Raw genomic sequence first — 18,333 nt, 5'->3', positions numbered from 1 at the left:
CCGTGCCGCTCAACGTTTTGGAGATCCGGCGCCCGCACGCAGCGGCGCCCTCGCCATATACGTTTTTATGGGATAGGCGTAAGATTTAAACGTTTTTGAAGATCCATCACCATTTTTGAGCGCCAGTGGCGGGTGTCCAACCGGTTCGCCGGCCCGTGGCGTGCGGGAGACAGCATATGGTCAACGAGACGGTCACCGTGGCGGAGGATCCCCGGGTCGGGTATCAGTGGCTTGCCCAGCGCTACGGCGTGGAATCGGCCCAGCCGCTGCCCGTGACGAGCGAGATCGGCACGGCGCGTCGCACCGTCGAGGGCCCCCACGGCATCCGCGAGATCTATCCGGCGGGCATGCGCCCGCAGACCGCGCCGCGCGCCGAGGACGCCGGTATGTCGGAGATGGCCGCGCAGTTGCGCGGCCACCTCACTTTTGCCTTCAAGCATGAGGGCATTCACCTCGAATTTCTCTCGCGACTCTTCGACCGCGTCCCGGTCCCGGAGGTGGTCCAGTGGCTGCAGGCCGAGCGCACCGGACGCTATGCGCGCATGGCGGGCTTCTACTATGAATGGCTGAGCGGGCGCCAGCTCCCCGTGGAGGACGTCACCGGCGGCAACTATGTCGACGCGCTGGATCCCGAGCAGTATTTCGCTGGCAGCGGGCTGAACCATCCGCGCTGGCGCGTGCGCGACAACTTGCCGGGCACGCGCGACTTCTGCCCCGTCGTGCGCCGCACCGCGCGCGTGCGCGCGGCCGAGCAGTACGACTGCGAGGCACGGCTCGATGCGCTCAATGCGGAGTTCGGACAGGACGTGCTGATGCGCAGCGCTGTCTGGCTCACCATCAAGGAATCGCTCTCCTCGTTCAAGATCGAGCACGAGCAGGACCAGCGCGACCGCGTGCGCCGCTTTGCGGCGGTGATGGAGGCGCGGGTGGGTGAGTATCCCGATCCGCTCGCGCTCGACGCCATCACCGAGCTGCAGCGCGAGATCGTGGGCGACCGCACCACCATCGAGAAATTCGGCCTGCGCGAGAGCCCGGTATTTGTGGGCGCGCGCAGTGACTGGCGCGATGTGGTGCACTACGTCGCGCCGCCGGCGGCCGAGCTGCCGGGCATGATGGCCGGCCTCTCCACGTTCCTCGCGCGCACGCAAGGCATGCCGTCGCTGGTGCGCGCGAGCACCGTGGCCTTCGGATTCGTCTTCGTGCATCCGCTGGCCGATGGCAACGGCCGCACGCACCGCTTTCTGGTCAACGACATCCTGCGCCGCGACGGCGCCGTGCCGCGTCCGTTCGTGCTGCCGATCTCGGCGGCGATCGTCGCCAAGCCCCAGACCATCGCCCGCTACGACCAGTCGCTCGAAGCGTTCTCCAAGCCGCTGATGGCGCGCTATGCGGGCATGTATGCGTTCACGGACGCGGCGACCGACTACCCGGACGGCATCCGCTCGAATTTCGTGTTCGCCGAGGAGCGCGACGCGCTGCATGCATGGCGCTATCCGGATCTCACGCGGCAGGCCGAATACCTGCATCAACTGGTGGACCAGACCATCACGCAGGAGATGCGCAACGAGGCGGACTACCTGCGCAACTGGGACCGCGCGCGCAGCGCGGTCAAGAACGCGCTGGAAGGCCCGGACGAACACATCGATCGCATCATCCGCGCGGTCCGCGACAATCAGGGTCGCGTGAGCAACAAGCTCGCCAAGGAGTTTCCGATCCTGCAACGCGACGATGTCGCGGCCGATGTGGTGGCCGCCGTGCGCGAGGCCTTCCCGGACAAGCTGGGGGCGGCCGCTGTCACCCCGGACGCCGGCATGGCCCCCTGAAAGATGTTCGGCAAACCGTCCATGCTGGCCGGTTTTGCTCCTCACGGTACGGAATATCGAACATGACCCGCTACGCCTATCTGCCCAAGGACATCGGCCGGCTGATCCGCGAGCAGCGCCGTGCACAGGGCCGTACGCAGCGCGAGATGGCCGAGGCCCTGCAGGTGCGCCGCCAGACCATTGGCGAGCTGGAGCGCGGCATGAACGTCGGGGTACACCTGATGTTCGGCGCGCTCATGTATCTGGGCAAGGCGATCGCGCTGTCGGATCGCCGGCCGACGGCCGAAGAGATGGCCGAGATTCTTGCGCAGGACGACAACTAAAGCGGGCGCGCGCGTGCGCCCGGGATGGCCTATGGCATCGGCGCGTCAGGGGAGGCGGAGACCGTCCGCGCCGGCGCGGCGGTGTTGGGTTCGGCAGGGGGCGCCAGCCGGCGCGCGTCGTGGTGCTTGTTGACCGCCTCATGGACGGCCGCATGGACCGCCTCGGCGCGCGGCTTGGTCGCATCCAGCGGCTTGCCCGCCAGCAGGGCCATGTATCGGTCCGCCGCCTCCGAGGTGGTGGCCTCCCCGGCCTGATCAAGCGCGATCAGCAGCTCGTCCATGTCGAGGGGACGTGGCGCGGCGGTGCCGGGCGGGATGGCGGGATCGATCGCGGGCTTGCGGGCGGACGGCAGCGCGACGCCCGGGGGCGCTTGGGGCACGGGCGGCGGAAGCTGTTGCAGCGCGCGCAGCCCGCCGAAGGGCGACGGCACGGGCAGCCCGAAGGGCCGTGTTGCCGCAGCCGGGGCGGCCACCGCGCCCGGCGGCAGGGGCGGCAGCTTGGCCCGCAGGTCCGCCGGCGGTGCCGTGAAGGCCAGCGGCATGGCAGGCGCTGGCGCGTCCAGTTTGGCTTCCCACTCCCGGGCAATGCGGTCGGCCTCCCGCGCCAGCCGGTCCAGCGCGTCCAGATGCCCGGTATAGAACTGACCGGTGCGCACGACCTCCTCGGCCGACAGGCTGTCGAGCACGGTCTGCAGCACCGTGCGCTGCGCCTCGATGCGCGCGCGGATCGTGTCGATTATCGGTAGCTCGACGCCACCGGGCCCAGTATGCAGGCGTTCGGTCCGAAATCGCCCGACCATGTCATCGATGCGGATACCCTCCTCGATGCGGTTATCGAGACTCGCATCGTGTGCGCCGGTGTGAATGCGGGACGCGTCATCGGGATAGTGGGCGGTGATCGTATCCTTGGCCCATTGGGTCGCGTCCGACCCGGCCCAGCCCCACATGCTGGCCACTGCCGGCGCGATGCCCTGCTCGCGCAGCACCGCGTGCACGGCAGCATCGCGGGCCTCGATGCCGCCCGCGTACCGCACCACACGGACCCCGTCCGGTACCGGCTCATCCTCCGGGGCCACCACCACTGCATGGCGGCCGACATGCAGGCCGCGATCGAGTCCGCCATCGTCGCCACGCGTGGCGTCCATGCGGTACCACGTATCGACCTGCCCCAGCCCCGCCGGCGTGGGCAGCTCGCGCGGATCGGCAAGGATGACGACCCGGCCCTTGAAGGACCCGTCGGCGCGCTCGTTGAAGCGGCCATAGGCGTGGTCGGCCACCAACGTGTTCACGGTCCAGTGCATCGTGTTGCGATAGCGGCCGAACTCGGATTGCCTGACGTACGGGAGACGCAGACCCGCCGCGTCCACGGTGGCGTGATGCAGCCGCGACTGGACGCGCACCAGCAGGAACGGCGGTGGCCCTGAGATTGTTCGGCTGGCGCGCGGCTCCGCAGCGGCGTGGTGACTGGGTCCTTGGCTCATGGCATGTCGGTGGCGTGGGAGGGTGGGCCCCCGGCGCGCGGGGGCGCGCGTCGAGCTGTCACGGGGTCAGGGGGTCATGCCAAGATAGGGGTAATCCGCTATCATAAGCCTTGCGGTTATATCGATAACGCGAATTCCCTTTGTTTTGGTATATGCGCGAATTCGCCGCCGCCCAACTGGAGACACAGCGACTCACTAAGGGGTCCCGTCAAGAACGGACTTTTCGGAACGCTAAGACTTCGCCTTGACCGCGCGCAGCGGCCGACGCGCTCGTTGGCTTGCCAAACGTAATCGCCAGATAGGGTGATGTGGTTCCACCCCAGCGGTGCAAAGTGCACCAGAAGCCGGTCGTCGCCCTCGTGCCGCTATCGGGCAGCATTTGCGCGTCCAGATACGCGGTGTCCCACAGCGTAATCGCGGCCACTACCAGTTTGCGGCAGGCGCCTGAACATGTTCCAGTTGAAAACCAATGATGTCGCGCGGGACAGTCGCAGGAACGTCGCCACCTTGCGCAGGTGGTCGTCCATGTGACGTGCCGGTGATTTTACGTCACTTGCCAACCCATCGGGTCTCACTCATCCGCACCGCCGCGATGACGCCGGACACGAAGGTCAGTCCCGCGACCACCCACATCGCTGCAGCCAAGCCGAACAGATCGGCGGTGAGGCCGGCAAGCAGGGCTCCGACCGCGTAGCCGAGATCACGCCAGAGCCGATAGACGCCTACTGCGGACGCACGCCACGCGGGGTGGGCCACATCGCCAATGGCGGCCAGCAGCGTGGGATACACCATTGCTGTTCCTATGCCGAGCAACACGGCGCCGAGCGCGAAGGCAGCGAAAAGACCCGTTAGCTCAGTGACTGCGATACCCACGGCCTGGAGCCACATTCCGCACACGATCAGCCATTTGCGGCCGACCTGGTCGGACAAAGCCCCGCTAAAAATCTGCGTGATGCCCCAGACCGCCGGATAGATTGCGGCCAGGACTCCGATTTGGGCCAGCGTCATACCGGCTGCAGCGAAGACCAAAGGAAACAGCCCCCAAGCCATTCCGTCGTTCAGGTTGTTGACGAGTCCTGCCTGGCTTATGCTGGAAAGGTTGCGGTCGGTGAGCGAGGTGCGGCGGAAGATCTCGCCTTGCGTGAGACCGCTTTCGCCAGTCGCAGGGGGATGGTGTACGCGTAATTCTTGGGCGACGTGATCGCGGGTTTCGCGAACTACGAGGGCGGAAAGCAGGAGTCCGGCACCGACATAGGCAATGCCCAGATAGAATGGCTCAGGCCTGAGCCCGAAATGCGCTGCGATCCAGCCGGTTGCCAGTGCACTGCCGGCCACCGCGAAGTAGCCGGAAAATTCGTTGAGACCCATCGCGAGACCGCGCTGCCTGGGCCCGACCAGATCGATCTTCATGATGACCGTGGTGGACCACGTCAGCCCCTGGCTCACGCCCAGCAGCACGTTGGCTGCGACTACCGAGTTCCAGTCGGGCGCCCACATCAGCGCGAACGGCACGGGGATCGCGACCAGCCATCCGGCCACCAGCACTTGCTTGCGGCCGAAACGGTCGGAAAGACGTCCGGCGAAGTAGTTGGTCAGCGCCTTCGTAATGCCGAAAACCACAATGAACGAGAGAATCGCGGCCTTGGCCGCGATGTGAAACTCCTGCTCGGCGATGGCGGGCAGAATGCTGCGCTCCTGCCCCACCATGGCGCCCACGAAAGCATTGACGAGCAGCAGCAGCGAGAACTGACCGAGGTTCTCGCGCAGTCCGAGGCGAATGGGGGCCGCACGCATGCGTCAGGCCGCCAGTCCCAGATTGAAGCGCACCATCGCGTCCATGCCGGTGGGACGCGGCGGAATCTCCCGGGTCAGGTAATCGACGAAGGTGGACCTATCCATCGACAGCGCGGGGTTCCAGCGCTTTTCGAACCCCAGGGTCGATGACGGTTTGCCGGACAGGCCCGCACCGCAGAGGCTACCCGCCTGATGGCCGGGAAAGATCTCGATGTCATCGGGCAGCGACAGCAGCCTGCTGTGCAGACTTTCATACAGCAGACCGGCCATTTCACGTTCGCGGCCGGCCAGGTCGGGACGGCCGGTCGCACCAACGAACAGCGTGTCACCGGTCATCACGAACCATGGCGCCGCGCCGCGCCGCATGTCAGTCACTAGCAGGCAGACACTGTCGGGACTATGGCCCGGCGTGTGGATCACGGTGATTTTGACGTTCCCGATATCGAGAACCTGTCCGTCACGCAGGGGCTCAAAGTCATACTGCACCTGCGACTGGTTCGACTCATGCAGGCAATACGGTGCGCCCGCCGTCTGCGCCAGCGCCCGTCCGCCGGAATAATGGTCCGCGTGAACATGGGTGTCGATGACATGGGTGATCGTGACGTTGGCTTTTTTCGCCTCGTCGATGAACCAGGCTTCGTCGCCGGCGACGACATCGACGGCCACCCCTTTACCGTGGCCACCACAGCCGAAGAAGTAGGAAAGGGATGATTCCCGGGTTGCCAGCTGTCTGAAAAACATGATCCTTTCCTTGTCGAAGCCCGGTTCACTCGTCGCATGCGACCTGGAGCGGAAGGCCCGCAGCTTGCCACTCGCTCACACCGTCCAGTATCTTGCTCACCTTGTACCCCCGGGACGCTAGCAGCGTCACGGCCTCACCGGACATCAGGCAGAATGGGCCGCGGCAGTACGCGACGATCTCCCTCTCGGTGGGCAGCTCCGCCAAACGCTGTTCAATCTCGGCCAGCGGCATCGACCGGGCGAACGGCAGGTGCGCCGCCTGATATTCCGATGCCGGACGTACGTCGATGACGATCACTTCGCCGTGGCGTGCCCGCTCCAGCAACGCCTCCCGCCCGACTGAGGCGAGCCGGCCCGGATCGGCCACCATCTGTGCCAGTGCCACGCGCAGTTCGAGCAGATGCTCCTCGGCCACTTCCCGCAAGACCACCCACAAGGCGGCGACGTCCTTTCCGCTCAGGCGATACACCACGTACTTGCCTTCCCGCCGGGAAGCGACCAGGCGGGCATCCTTGAGCGCCTTCAGATGGGCGCTGGTGAGCCTAATGTCGGCGGACAATTCGCTCGCCAGCACCTCCACCGTCTTTTCCCCTTGTGCGAGCAACTCCAGCAACTCGAGCCGCTTTGGACTCGAGACGGCCTTGCCGATGCGGGCGACCTGTTCGTACAGGTGGTCCTTGATGGATCGCTTATTCATTCTATCATTCTAGCGAATATACGAATAAATGCAAAGATGATCTGAGAAATCGGTGAGCATAGATTCCGACAGCGGGGAGGACAGGGCTGTACTCCGCAAGCGCTGGCTGGGAAGCCTAGCGGGGGCCATCAAGTAGCGGAGAACGCCGCCTCGATTTGCCGCGCCCGTTTCACCTCGTCGCCGTGCAGGTAGATCGAGGTCGTCGAGATGGACGCGTGCCGGAGATTGTCCCGGACCGTCGTCAATTCCGCGCCGCGCGCCAGCGCGTGGGTCGCATGAGTGTGCCGCATCCAGTGCGGGCTGGCCTGCCGCAGCTTCTCGGCGGCAACCGGGTGGTCGGCCTCGATCAAGTCCGCCGCTTGCACGAAGAATCGCCGCAACACGGCCCACAGTCGCGTCCCGGTGATGCCGCCGGCCGGATCCTGGCCAAGGCCGCCAATCAACGGGATATGGGGGTCCCAGCGTGCCCGCGTGACTGGCAGGCCGCGCTCGACCAGATACCGGTCGAGCGTGACGCGCGCCAACGGCGGCAGCGCCACCTTGCCCGCCTTGGCCCCCTTGCCGACCAGGCTGAGCCAGTGGTCGCCATGGGCATCGATTTCGATGCCACCAAGGGTTGCGCTGACGAGTTCGCTGGCGCGCAGGCCGGTCGCATACGCGAAGTCGAGCACGAACCGCAGGCGCTGGGCCGCCGGCGCTTCCCACCCATAGGACCACCCCAATCCATCGGCAAGGGTGCGGAGCAGCAGCCATTCGCCTTCGGTGAACACGTGCGACGTATCCAGCGGCGCGGCACGCGCGCTGCCGCGCACCTTGACGCCGGCGAACGGGTTGGCCAGCACGTAGCGCTGCTGGATCAGCCACCGCAACATGGCCCCGAGCACCGACAAGGCATAGGCCGTTGAACGCGGTGACAGGCCCTGCGCAAACGGGCGCCATTCGCTCGAGGTGCGTGGTCGCGGTGGCCCCACCCAACGCTTGTGCGGCGTCGGCCGACGCAGGAAAGCGCGATAGGCAATCGCGTCCTCGGTGGTCAGCGACGACAGGGGACGCTCACGCTCGACGATCGCCCACAGGATCAGCCGCTCGGCTTCCTTGCGATAGGCGCGCTGGGTCGCCGGCGATTCGTGCAACGCGAGCCAGGCCTGGACCGCCTCGTAGTCGTTCGACGCGCCGAGGGTGCAGGTTTGCCGCGGGGCGCGGAAGGCCCCGGACGAGCCGTCGACTTCGTGGGGCAGGCGCAGGTGCTCCCAGGGCACGATCACCCCGTGGTCCGCCTCGGCGATCAGCGCACGGGCGCGCTCGGTGAGCTGTGGGTGTTCGGCAAAGAAGGCTTCGATCCGCCGGGCGCTCGCTGGGCCCAAGCCGGGCACGGCCGTCCACCAGCGACGCCGGCGCGGGATGCGCACCGTCAGGTCCGCCAGCGTCTCGATGCCGTGCGCGCGCAGCGCGCCCAAGGCACGAGGCGGCAGCCACTGGCCGATGTCGTCGCTGATCTGCGGTTGCGGCGGCGGTAGGCGGCGCAGCGTGTCGATCGCCTGGTGGATGGCCTTCGCCCGCCCGACTCGCTCGGCCGCGCCGTGCGCGAACAAGGCGGCCAGGTCCTGGCGCTGCCGGCGGCGCGCGAAATCGGCCAGCTGTCGCCGGATGTGGCCGAGGATGCCGCGCGCGGACTGGCCGCTGGCCTTGCGCTCGCCCAGGTAGCGCGCCACCGCGTCGCGGGCCGACAGCCCTTCGTACCAGGCGCGTAGCGCGGCCAGCGAAGCCGCATCGGGGAAGTCAGGCGGCGCGGGATTGGTCTGGGGGGTGGCCGGCAGCATTTTCATGTTGACCAGTTTAGTACATCGACGAATCTATTGCGATAAGGATAGTTATCACAATAGCACGTCTCCAAGACGCATCGATCTTCGTGCCACTGATTAGATCCGCATGCAGAAAGCTGGCAGGTCGGTGCCTGTGCCGGCCTGGGCGACTTGGTCGAGGACGGGCGCACTCATACCTTGGCCGCGCGCAGCAATCGCCCGCGCGTCATCCACAGATTCCTCCATCGCCACGTCCAAAAGCGCATCCCTGCTCCAATCCGGTCCACGATGGCGTTGACGAGGGAAACCCAGGCCCGATCGATCTGATCGCTGCCCAGGGTGCGATGGGACGGGTCAAATGCGTGCTTGCGCTCGGCCGACGGGATGGCGGGGCCGGTGTCCAGGATGCGCAGCGCGGCGCGGCCATCCGCTGTGCCTACCGACAGATCGACCCGACCACCATCCGGCGTGCATCGACGGAATTCCCTGGCACTAGCTTGGCAGTCGGAGTTTTGATGCCTCGGCTACTTCGACATGGCAAATGACTTCAGATGATCTACGCCATTTTCGACCCGGTCAGCAAACAGATCCAAGGCGCGCGAAACTTGGCGCGCAAAATGGTTGGGGCGTTCCTTCTCGTAGGCACGCAGCAGATCAGTGCAGTCGCGCTCAGCCCACCGCCAACGCAAGCCTCCTTTTGCGAACGCCGGATGGCTGTGCAGCTCCGGCGGCACGACATCCTCATCTTTCCAGGTCCACAGGAAGCACTCGTGCATGCGTTTGAACGGAATACCAACCTCGCTGGCAGCCGCATGGTCGTGCCGCACCGTGAAGTCGACGACCTCCACTCTGGACGAGCCGTCAGGATAGGCGTGCTTGCCTTCAATCCAGCAATGGTACCGGGACAGTTGTGAAAGATGCTTTGCGTTACGGCGCCGCGCGCGCGGCGAACACAACACATATAACATGCCGTCGCCAAAATTCATCACCTCGCCGCCCGCGACCGGCCGGTAGGTGACTTGCGTCAGCAGTGTAAGCACGCGCGCGCCGACGATTGCATAGTCTGCGCAGCGCATGTACCCGTCTTTGCTTGTAACGCCTGACACGGCGCGATGGACCGCGTCATCAATCAGATGACGAAGCACGGGCGCCACCGGTGCAGCCAGAATTGGCCGATTGTCCACTATATTCCTTTAGAAACCATCTCTTGACGGACATGCCCGCGTCCAGGCCTTCGCGGAGCACGGTGTCGTGCTGAAGCATGTGGCCAACAGCAGCGGACGCCGCGATCGGTGCGATGGATTGGTGCTTGGCAGAGAGCATTTGTGCCGTCGGTTGCCCCACCCGTCATCCTCTCTATCGGTTTTGCACCCTTACTTCTCCCCTTGCAGTCCTAACCGTGGATAAAGGAACGCTACGCCGATCCCATATACCGACGCGTTTTGGTAGAGAGAAAGTTCCGGCTGTAGGACAGCACCTGGAAACTGTGCAGCGAGGCCCGGCGGAATGCCGATCCCCTCCTGCCTGGCATCCCAGACCAGCACGGCGCCAGACTCCTTCAGCTTTTCGTGAGTGACCCAGGGGCTGAAGCGATAGCCGCCGTGCGCGAAGAGGGCGGATGGGCGGTCACCAGAATAGAAAGCCGCATTGCCGGCATGCCACGTATCGCCGATCACATATCTCAGTCGCTTCCCCGTCTCGGCGTTCCATCGACTTGTCACTGCGGAGGCAAGTTGCTGCCCGGGAAAATGCGTCCTACCTTCCCTACCGGGAATCATAGGCCGGCATAGTTGTTCCAGCACGAATAGCAATGCCGGAAGCAGCAGGACAACGAGCCACGCGCGCCCGAACGAACGCAGTCTTTCGGGGGTCAAGACTGGCCGGATTGTGGTGGCGGCAAACAGGCCCACGAAACACACAAGCGGTGCGGCCCACATGACCCTTGGCGGCCGTTGCGTAACGGCCGACAAACCGATGGAAAAAGCCATCGGTCCCAAAGCCAGGACAGTCAGATAGGCTTGGTTAAATCTGCGCAGATCCGACTGCCCGCGAGGCTCAGCGCTTCTCCAACGCCAGAGCATGGCGGTTAGGGCCAGCATTGGAATGAAAGCTGCAAGCTGCGCGCCCATGAACGACAGAAGCTTGGCAAGATAGTCTGCGCTTCCCGCTACCGCAGGGGCACGTCTGCCAACATAGTCGATGGAGATAAAGCCACTATCGAGAATCCAGTGCATGTGCGGCAAAAAGACGAGAAGTGCGGCAAGGACCAGAAGCCAGGGGCCCGGCTCCGCAAGACGCCGGCGAGCCTGCGGGTGCAACAGCACAAAGATGGCCATCGGAGCGATATAAGCGCCCATCGAGTAACGCGTCCATAGCCCCAAGCCGGCAAGCAATCCGCTCAAGCACCAGTCGGCAAGCCGATTGTCAATGAGCGCACGATGTAGCAACCAGCCAAACAGGGCCGCAAACGGCATCTGCAGGACGATATCGTTGAACTCAGGCGTGGGATAATTGAAGTAATAAACTCCTTCCAGCAGAAGGGCGCCAACCAGTGCCTCACGATTGGTTGTCATGCGACGCCCCAGCTGCCATGTAGCCAGGAAGACGGTACCGATACAAAGCTGCGCGGCCAGATAGCAAGGCCAAAGGCTCTTGCCGGACAATGCCGTTATCGCTTCCGTGATCCAGGGCCAGAGCGGGGGATCTTTCTCATACCCAAGCTGCCATTCATGGCCCCACGCCAAGGCCTCGATCATGTCGAGCGAGGCGTTTTTCAGTAGCAGGCTCGGCAGCAGTGTCCAGAGAAGCACATGGCCGAGCGTGGCAATGGCAAAGACTTGACCGGCGGACAGGTTCTGGAATGCTGGCTGCTTCTGCAACGCACCGAAAAGAATGGCTGGCGTCTGCCAGACCGACCGGCGAACTGCAGTAGGATCTGAGATTTTGTCCACGTTAGCCTTGGATCTCGCGTTGCGACCTGGCTACACGAGGCAAACAGATGAAATCACACCACCGGCAATCTTCGCGGCTAAGCCACACGACTACGTTTGGTGCAAGCGTACGAAACACACTTTGAGCAAACGCGCAATTATCTCAAAATATTACAGTTCATTACAAGACCATGGGGGTTGACGCAATGGGGTCGGGATGCTCGGTGCCAGAGGTTGCTGAGATTGGGGGCGGCTCGCGGTGCGGTGCCGTACTGAGGTCCCCAGGGCTACCACCTGCACAATGCCGCCCCTAGCGCGAGCACCGCCATGCACGCCGCCATCGTCCAGCGCCAACTCAAGGCGCTGGGCTTTCCCTGCGGCGTCGTCACCGAGGAGCCGGGGCTCATCGCCATCATCGTGCTGAACGACTGGCCGCATGTCAGCGTTTACCCGGACGGCTGGATGCGACTCGCACGAAGAGGAAACCGTCCAAACTGTCCTTGGCAAAGCAGCTGCACCAGTTGCTGGAATCGGTTGCAGGCAGTGTGTTGTGTGTTCTCTCCGGCCGAGGTGGATGCTTTCTTGCAATCAGTCTGGCAGGACTGACTTAGCCCAGGCATAGGCCGCTCACTCGCGCACCTACCCAGCGCAATGAGCTTGCCGAAGAGGGCGCGATGGATGTCGGTGGCGGCGCCGCGCAGACGGCGCCTTCCGATTCCCTCCCGCCACCCGATCCGTCGATGTGCTGGCATGGCAGATCGGGGTGGCGTAGCCGGAGGGCGCCATGTGATTTGCCATATTGCTGGGCAGCGCCCCGCAGCCCGTGGCGAGCAAGCGTCGGCGCCAATTGTCCACAGCGTTCTTAGGGCCTACCGCTGCGCTCGGCGAGCCATGTCGGAAATTGTCGCGCTCGCCTCCCCCTCTTCACGCGCCGAGCTGCAGAGCGGCCGCAGTGGCTTGCCTGAGTGCCACGAATAAGAATTACGGAAGGGGTTGGTCAGACTAGAGTTCATTGTCCTGCCTGGCGTATCCGTCCACGGCTGACGAATTCGTCGCCGCTAGTTCACTGTATGGCATATCGTCGATATGGGGGCGGGCCCCCGCCGTCGGCGATCTTTCTTACCTCAATAACCTGCTTCTTTCCGAGGCCGGAGGCGAGCGCATACACGCTGTCGTCTCCAAGTTCGAGGTACAGCGCGACATAACAGAAATCAGAAATTGGCCCCCAGCTCACGCAACTCCGGTAACTCGAGTCACGGCCGACCAATGACTGGGTCGTTTCCCGCATCGCAGAGTGCCGTGCGCTAATCTTAAACATTTTCTGTTGAACTAGCAGTCGTTACCGCCACCTGTTGTCGGCCAGCCGCGGGGGCAACGGGGAGTCGCAAGCGTATCAGCTTCCAACCGTTGCCCGTCCGCCGGATTATCCAGATTGATCGAAGCGATGAGTGATCCCGGCCCATGGTCCGCATGGTCTTTCTCGACTTGCCCGTCAACGGTCAGAGGGTACGGGAGATCAAATAATGAACGGCGAAAAGTGTGCCGCAACCCGCGCTTGCGGAGGTTTGCATCAACCTGGCGCGTAGCGCCTTCAGTCTCTCCTGGTCGGACCCAGGATCTTCGCTGCCGGGCTGCTCTTTGCTGCGCGATCGCGTCGGCGCATTTGGCGTCAATATGCAGTCTGTATAGGCAAGCGGCGGTTCCCGCCACGAATTCCAGCAGCGCGAGCCATAGGAACCCATTTTCCAAGGCTTGAAGGTCGCTGTGGTCCTGCTTAGTGCCAGGAAGAAAATCGCCATTGCACCAGAGCAATATGCTTTCTCGATCCTGATGATTACGCGTTCCGGGAGGGGGTTGAGGCCTTCCTCATCGCCGCGATCACCTTGGCGTTTCTGCATAAGACCGGTCGCCAGCATTTCGCCAGCGCCGCAAAAGCCGGGATCGTCGCCGCTGTGCTGGGGGCGGCAGCGCTGGGTCTCGCACTGTTTCGGGTTGGCGGCATCAGCTCGCAGGCCGAAGGCTGGCTCCCCACAGCGGTCCTGTACACACCACCAGGCGGGAAGGTTGATGTACGACTGTATCGAGAAGGTAATGCTGCCGTGTTTGAAGTGGAAGACTCCGGACCCGGCATCCCAGAAGGAGAGCTTCCCCGGGTGTTTGACGCGTTCTATCGGGTTGTAGGGTCGAGGCAGCCAGGGAGTGGGCTTGGGCTGGCTATCGTCCGGAGCGCAGCGGCAAGACTTCGTGGCCAGGTCAGTTTGCATACCATCACGTCGGACGGCAAGACAGGTTTGCGGTTTGTGTACACGCAAGCCCTCGCCAACGATTGAGGAGTAGGCGTGCAGCATTGTAGTGGCGGCCGCTCGGTCTGGCGTTCGCCGACACCTAGCGGCCCTGCGAACTGACCGCGTCGCCAAGGATATCTGCCGCTACGACCGATTGGTGATCTGCCCCGAATCGCAATTGGACTAGTGAGAAATGATGAACGAGATTGAAGCCTTCAACCGCGCCCTGTTTTTGCAGATCAATGGTGGCGACGACACACCAACCTGGCTGATCCATGTCGCCATGGACATCGCTGACGACCTCATCTATCTGATACCGTTGCTGCTGCTCGGCATGTGGCTGTGGGGCGACAGTACGCGCCGCAGTCAGGCGATTAAGGCAAGCCTGGTTACCCTGTTGGCGCTTGGCGCGAATCAAGTGATCGGGATGGTCTGGTTGCACCCACGGCCGTTTATGCTGGGTCTTGGCCACGCCTGGATGTATCACTCCGCCGAGTCCTCTTTCCCCAGCGATCACATGACCGTGTTTGCGGGCATCGGCCTGACCTTGCTGTTCGGTGGTGCGTGCCGACTCGCGGCCGCCGTCCTAACGACAGGCGTTGTCGTTGGCTGGGCGCGGGTGTTCCTCGGGGTCCATTTCCCGCTGGACATGGTGGGAGCCGTCGCGGTAGCCGCTGTGGCCTATAGCGTTGTCGCGCCACTTTGGCGAATGGCTGGGGGCACGCTTACCGACCTTGCTGAGCGGCTGTACCGTGCGGTCTTGGCGCGACCCATCGCGTCTGGACGGGTTCGGCGCTAGCCGCGCAATGTCACGCATTGCTGAGAATGATCGGTATGAATACGCTGATTGACGAAAAGAACGTACACGTTGCCTTTGAGATCAGCCTTGTGCTCAAAGGCGCGTTTGCACTGGCGGAAATCGCCGCCGGCATTTTCGCCTACGTCGTTACCAGGCAGTTCTTGATCGACCTGGTGCACGCGATCACCCGAACGGAATTGACGGAGGATCCGCGCGACCTCGTTGCCAATTATCTGGTCCACGCCGCGCAAGATCTGTCCGTGAGCAGCCAATACTTCACCGCCTTCTATTTACTCAGCCGTCATCAAGCTCTGGCTCATCATTGGTCTGTGGCGGAAGAGGCTGGCGTACTATCCGGCCGCCATCGTGATTTTCAGCTTGTTCATCCTCTATCAAGGGTATCGATACAGCTTTACGCATTCACTGCTGTTGCTGCTCATCTCTGCATTGGATGTGGTCGTCATTGGGCTGACGTGGTTTGAGTACCAGCATTTGCGGCGCATCTTGTCAAATGGACGGAACTAGCTTGCGGCCGACCATGACAAAGGAAATCTCTCGACATTCGGCCAGCGTGCTGGCAGACATTGACCCCACCGGTGTCATGCCGTTGCAGAAGGCGTCGAATGCACTGACTGCGCGTCATTCCTCCCCCCTCGCGTCAGGCCGACGCTCGGCCGTGTGAGGCCGGCATTCCGACGGCTGATGTTAGAATTCGCCCCATGCTGAAATTCTTCCGGACCACGACCTACCTGCTGCTATTGAGCCTGGTGCTCAATGTAGTGGAGTGGCCGCTCGTCGACGAAATTTTGGCTGAGCAGACCCAGGCAGTCCAGCAAACACAGGCCGCTGCCAGCGCCCAGGCGTCCACCACGCCGGACGGCGACGCGGTGCGCAGCTCTGCGCCCGCTACCGTGAAGTATTCCGCCGCCAGCGTCTACCATACGCTGATGGATCTGCTCGATACCGCGCCACCGCTATCCTTCGCCGCGGCGAAAACCTCCAACGCCTTCCCCACCTCGATCCAACAGCGCTTCGCGTCACGCAGCCTGCCGACGATCGACCGCCCGCCCTCCTTCTTTCTGTCCTGATCATATCCAGTCCCCAAGCCAGCGCTTGGGATGGTTTCTATTGCTCTGACAGAGACTCAGTATGGTTTCCCTGTTGTTGCCTAGTATCGCCCGTACGCGGCGATACCGGCTCTCGTCGGTAGCCGGCACGCCGGCGCTGCTCGCACTCCTGATCACGGCCTTCGCCGGGCCAGCCCACGCCGATCCGCTTTCATTGGACGAGGCGCTCTCTCTCGCCGAACAGCGCGGCAGCGTGCTACAGGCCAAGCAGGCCGCCGCCACGACCGTCCAGGGCGAACTCCAGGAGGCCCGCGCACCGCTATGGAACAACCCCCAGCTTGGCGGGGAGTATCGCTGGCGGCAGCTTTCACAAGCCGGCGCGCCGTCCGTGAAAAAGCAGGACGCGGCGCTGGGTATTGCGCAAACCTTTGAGACCGGCGGACAACAGTCCGCCCGCCGCGGGGCCGCCGAGGCGAACTCGGACGGGCTGATGGCTTCCATCGAGCAGACCCGGCGCGATCTGCGTGCGGAGGTCGAGCGTCAGTTTGTCCAAGTTCAGGCGCTGCAGTTGCGCGTGCAAATGGAACGAGAGTCACTTGAACTACTGCAGCGCGCGGCAACCCTGGTCCGCCGGCGGGTGCAGGCCGGCGAAGACAGCCGGCTTGACGGCAATCTTGCTCGGGTCGAAGCCGAACGGGGCAGCAACCAGTTGGCGCGCGCGCAGGAAGACCTGTCTCAGGCACGGTCGGCCCTCGCCGTTCTGCTGCAGTGGGATCGGCCAGCGCCGCCCGAGGCGGTCGGTGAACTGGACCGCACGCAGCCGGGCTACACCCTGGATGGACTCATGGCCGCGGCCGCTGGCCAGTCGCGGCTGCAAGCTTTGGAGGCGCAAGAACGTGGCGCCGACTATCGCCTGAAACTCGAGCGCGGCATGCGCTATCCGGATGTGACGGTGGGCCTGAACTACAGCCCCGAGAAGGGCATAGACGGTCGAGACCGAATCACCACCCTTGCCATTTCCGTGCCGCTACCTCTGTTCCGGCGCAACCAGGCGGGCATCGGGCGCGCCAGCACGGAGCTGACGCAAAGCCGGATCGAACGCGAGGCGGCCCGGCGTGAGATCCAGACGGCGGTGCCGACCCTCTGGCAGCGTCTGCAGAGCCTGCGTGCGCGGGTCGACCGCCTGCGCGGCGACGTCATGCCGGCGCTGGACGAGAACCAGGCGCTCTCATTAAAGGCCCTGCGCGAAGGCGAGATCGGCCTGACGCAGTTTCTCCTGGTGCGCCGGCAAGTGCTGGATGGCCAGCGCGACCTGCTCGATGCCCGAACCGAGTTGCGATTGACGCAAAGCTCGCTCGAACACGCCGCGGGCTGGCCAGCTCAACTGCCAGCAACCCTGTCCGAACAACCGCGCTGAACCTAATCCCTATGCGAGCCTTCCTTTCCCCAACCCTCGCACTGCTGATTGCGACCGGAATCGTCTTGTCCGGATGCCAGCGTGCGACCGATGCCAAGCCCGAAGCGGCTGCCGCGCCGACCGAGCAACACCCTAATACTGTCAAACTGACCCCGGACGAAATCCGGCAGGCAGGGGTCCAGAGCGCGCCGGCGGCAATGCAGGATCTCGCCGAGCCGCTGCTATTGACCGGCACGCTGACCGCAAACCAGGACAAGCTTGCCAAAGTGAGTGTGAGGCTGCCGGGACGTGTGGTAGCGGCCGAGGCCTCGCTGGGGCAACCGGTGCGCGCCCAGCAACGTCTTGCGGAGTTAGAGAGCATCGAACTGGGCGAAGCCCAGGCGGCCTACCAACAGGCCCTGGGCGAGGCGCGTGTGGCCGAGGCAGGCTCGACCCGCGCAAAGCGGCTGGCTGCGGACGACATCATTCCGCAAAAAGACCTGCTGCGGGCACAAGCCGATGCGCAACGGGCCGGCGCGGCCTTGCGCGCGGCCGGCGACAAACTCAGGATGCTGGGCGTGGCGGCCAGTGAGGCGCCTGGCGCACGCTCGCGCTTTCCGGTTGTCGCCCCCTTTGCCGGTACCGTCATCGAAAAACAGGCCGTGATCGGCACCCTGGTGCAAGCTGACCAGCCGCTTTTCACGATTGCGGACTTGTCCACCGTCTGGCTGGAGGCCGACGTCTACGAGAAGGACCTGGCGAAGCTTACGACAGGTATCGATGCCGCGGTCACCGTCGAGGCCTACCCGAACGTGGCGTTCCGTGGCAAGTTGACCTATCTGGGCGCGGTGATGGACAAGGCAAGCCGCACAGTCAAGGCCCGGGTCGAGATTGCGAATCCCGACGGCAAGCTGCGGCCGGGCATGTTCGCCTCCGTCACGCTGGCCACCCCGAACCGGACCCATGCGCTGGCGCTGCCCACGGGGGCCATCGTCCAGATCCAGGGCAAGCCGGCGGTGTTCGTGGCCGGCAAGGACGGGTTCGTGCCGCGGGCGGTCGAGCCCGGCCACGTCATGGGCGGGCAGACAACGATCCAGGCGGGCCTCAGTGCCGGGGAGCCGGTTGTGGTCAGTGGCGCCTATGCGCTGAAAGCCCGCCTGCTGAAAAGCCAGCTTGGCACCGACGACTGAGGGAC

The 18,333-nt window shown here is 64.1% G+C and carries 16 protein-coding genes and 1 pseudogene; 9 read left to right on the top strand and 8 right to left on the bottom strand.

Annotated features, from left to right (window positions below; translation table 11 throughout):
* Positions 1-176: 176 nt before the first annotated feature.
* The gene (locus tag ACREYQ_RS31200; protein ID WP_432262758.1) at positions 177-1,823 is read left to right on the top strand and encodes a Fic family protein; all 1,647 of its coding nucleotides are present in this window, start codon (positions 177-179) and stop codon (positions 1,821-1,823) included.
* A 62-nt stretch (positions 1,824-1,885) separates the two neighbouring features.
* Complete coding sequence (locus ACREYQ_RS31195; RefSeq protein ID WP_432262757.1) at positions 1,886-2,146, top strand: helix-turn-helix domain-containing protein; 261 nt, start codon at positions 1,886-1,888, stop codon at positions 2,144-2,146.
* A 29-nt stretch (positions 2,147-2,175) separates the two neighbouring features.
* Here ACREYQ_RS31195 and ACREYQ_RS31190 read toward each other — a convergent pair whose 3' ends face one another.
* From ACREYQ_RS31190 to ACREYQ_RS31160, 7 genes are all read right to left on the bottom strand, one after another.
* Positions 2,176-3,627, bottom strand: coding sequence for a hypothetical protein (locus ACREYQ_RS31190; RefSeq protein WP_432262756.1), 1,452 nt, complete (start codon positions 3,625-3,627; stop codon positions 2,176-2,178).
* Positions 3,628-4,176: 549 nt separating this feature from the next.
* The gene (locus tag ACREYQ_RS31185) at positions 4,177-5,421 is read right to left on the bottom strand and encodes an MFS transporter (protein ID WP_432262755.1); all 1,245 of its coding nucleotides are present in this window, start codon (positions 5,419-5,421) and stop codon (positions 4,177-4,179) included.
* Positions 5,422-5,424: 3 nt separating this feature from the next.
* On the bottom strand, positions 5,425-6,162 hold the full coding sequence (locus ACREYQ_RS31180) for an MBL fold metallo-hydrolase (protein WP_432262754.1): 738 nt from the start codon (positions 6,160-6,162) through the stop codon (positions 5,425-5,427).
* Between the two features lie 25 nt (positions 6,163-6,187).
* On the bottom strand, positions 6,188-6,859 hold the full coding sequence (locus tag ACREYQ_RS31175; protein ID WP_432262753.1) for an ArsR/SmtB family transcription factor: 672 nt from the start codon (positions 6,857-6,859) through the stop codon (positions 6,188-6,190).
* A gap of 128 nt (positions 6,860-6,987) precedes the next feature.
* Entirely contained in the window at positions 6,988-8,679 is a 1,692-nt protein-coding gene (locus tag ACREYQ_RS31170) for a phage integrase family protein (RefSeq protein ID WP_432263087.1), read from the bottom strand.
* A gap of 506 nt (positions 8,680-9,185) precedes the next feature.
* Positions 9,186-9,848, bottom strand: coding sequence for a hypothetical protein (locus ACREYQ_RS31165; protein ID WP_432263086.1), 663 nt, complete (start codon positions 9,846-9,848; stop codon positions 9,186-9,188).
* A gap of 186 nt (positions 9,849-10,034) precedes the next feature.
* Complete coding sequence (locus tag ACREYQ_RS31160) at positions 10,035-11,612, bottom strand: glycosyltransferase family 39 protein (RefSeq protein ID WP_432262752.1); 1,578 nt, start codon at positions 11,610-11,612, stop codon at positions 10,035-10,037.
* 306 nt (positions 11,613-11,918) lie between these two features.
* On the opposite strand from ACREYQ_RS31160, the gene ACREYQ_RS31155 reads away from it, so the two are divergent.
* Positions 11,919-12,197 (top strand): hypothetical protein, encoded by a 279-nt coding sequence (locus ACREYQ_RS31155; protein WP_432262751.1) that lies wholly within the window; start codon positions 11,919-11,921, stop codon positions 12,195-12,197.
* 893 nt (positions 12,198-13,090) lie between these two features.
* Here the strand turns inward: ACREYQ_RS31155 and ACREYQ_RS31150 are convergent.
* Entirely contained in the window at positions 13,091-13,489 is a 399-nt protein-coding gene (locus ACREYQ_RS31150) for a hypothetical protein (protein ID WP_432262750.1), read from the bottom strand.
* A gap of 54 nt (positions 13,490-13,543) precedes the next feature.
* Here ACREYQ_RS31150 and ACREYQ_RS31145 point away from each other — a divergent pair, with 54 nt between their 5' ends.
* The 6 genes and pseudogenes from ACREYQ_RS31145 (at position 13,544) to ACREYQ_RS31120 (ending at position 18,328) form a co-directional block, all read left to right on the top strand.
* Positions 13,544-13,921, top strand: coding sequence for a sensor histidine kinase (locus ACREYQ_RS31145; RefSeq protein ID WP_432263085.1), 378 nt, complete (start codon positions 13,544-13,546; stop codon positions 13,919-13,921).
* Between the two features lie 151 nt (positions 13,922-14,072).
* On the top strand, positions 14,073-14,675 hold the full coding sequence (locus ACREYQ_RS31140) for a phosphatase PAP2 family protein (protein ID WP_432263084.1): 603 nt from the start codon (positions 14,073-14,075) through the stop codon (positions 14,673-14,675).
* Between the two features lie 26 nt (positions 14,676-14,701).
* Positions 14,702-15,200, top strand: a pseudogene (locus ACREYQ_RS31135) (DUF2127 domain-containing protein).
* Positions 15,201-15,394: 194 nt separating this feature from the next.
* Complete coding sequence (locus ACREYQ_RS31130; protein ID WP_432262749.1) at positions 15,395-15,763, top strand: hypothetical protein; 369 nt, start codon at positions 15,395-15,397, stop codon at positions 15,761-15,763.
* A 61-nt stretch (positions 15,764-15,824) separates the two neighbouring features.
* Positions 15,825-17,159, top strand: coding sequence for a TolC family protein (locus ACREYQ_RS31125; RefSeq protein WP_432262748.1), 1,335 nt, complete (start codon positions 15,825-15,827; stop codon positions 17,157-17,159).
* A gap of 11 nt (positions 17,160-17,170) precedes the next feature.
* Complete coding sequence (locus ACREYQ_RS31120; RefSeq protein ID WP_432262747.1) at positions 17,171-18,328, top strand: efflux RND transporter periplasmic adaptor subunit; 1,158 nt, start codon at positions 17,171-17,173, stop codon at positions 18,326-18,328.
* Positions 18,329-18,333: the final 5 nt, after the last annotated feature.

Source organism: Cupriavidus sp. TMH.W2, from assembly GCF_050847365.1.
Lineage (GTDB): Bacteria > Pseudomonadota > Gammaproteobacteria > Burkholderiales > Burkholderiaceae > Cupriavidus.
Note: the sequence above shows the minus strand (reverse complement) of the source record. Positions and strands in the feature narration are given on the sequence as shown.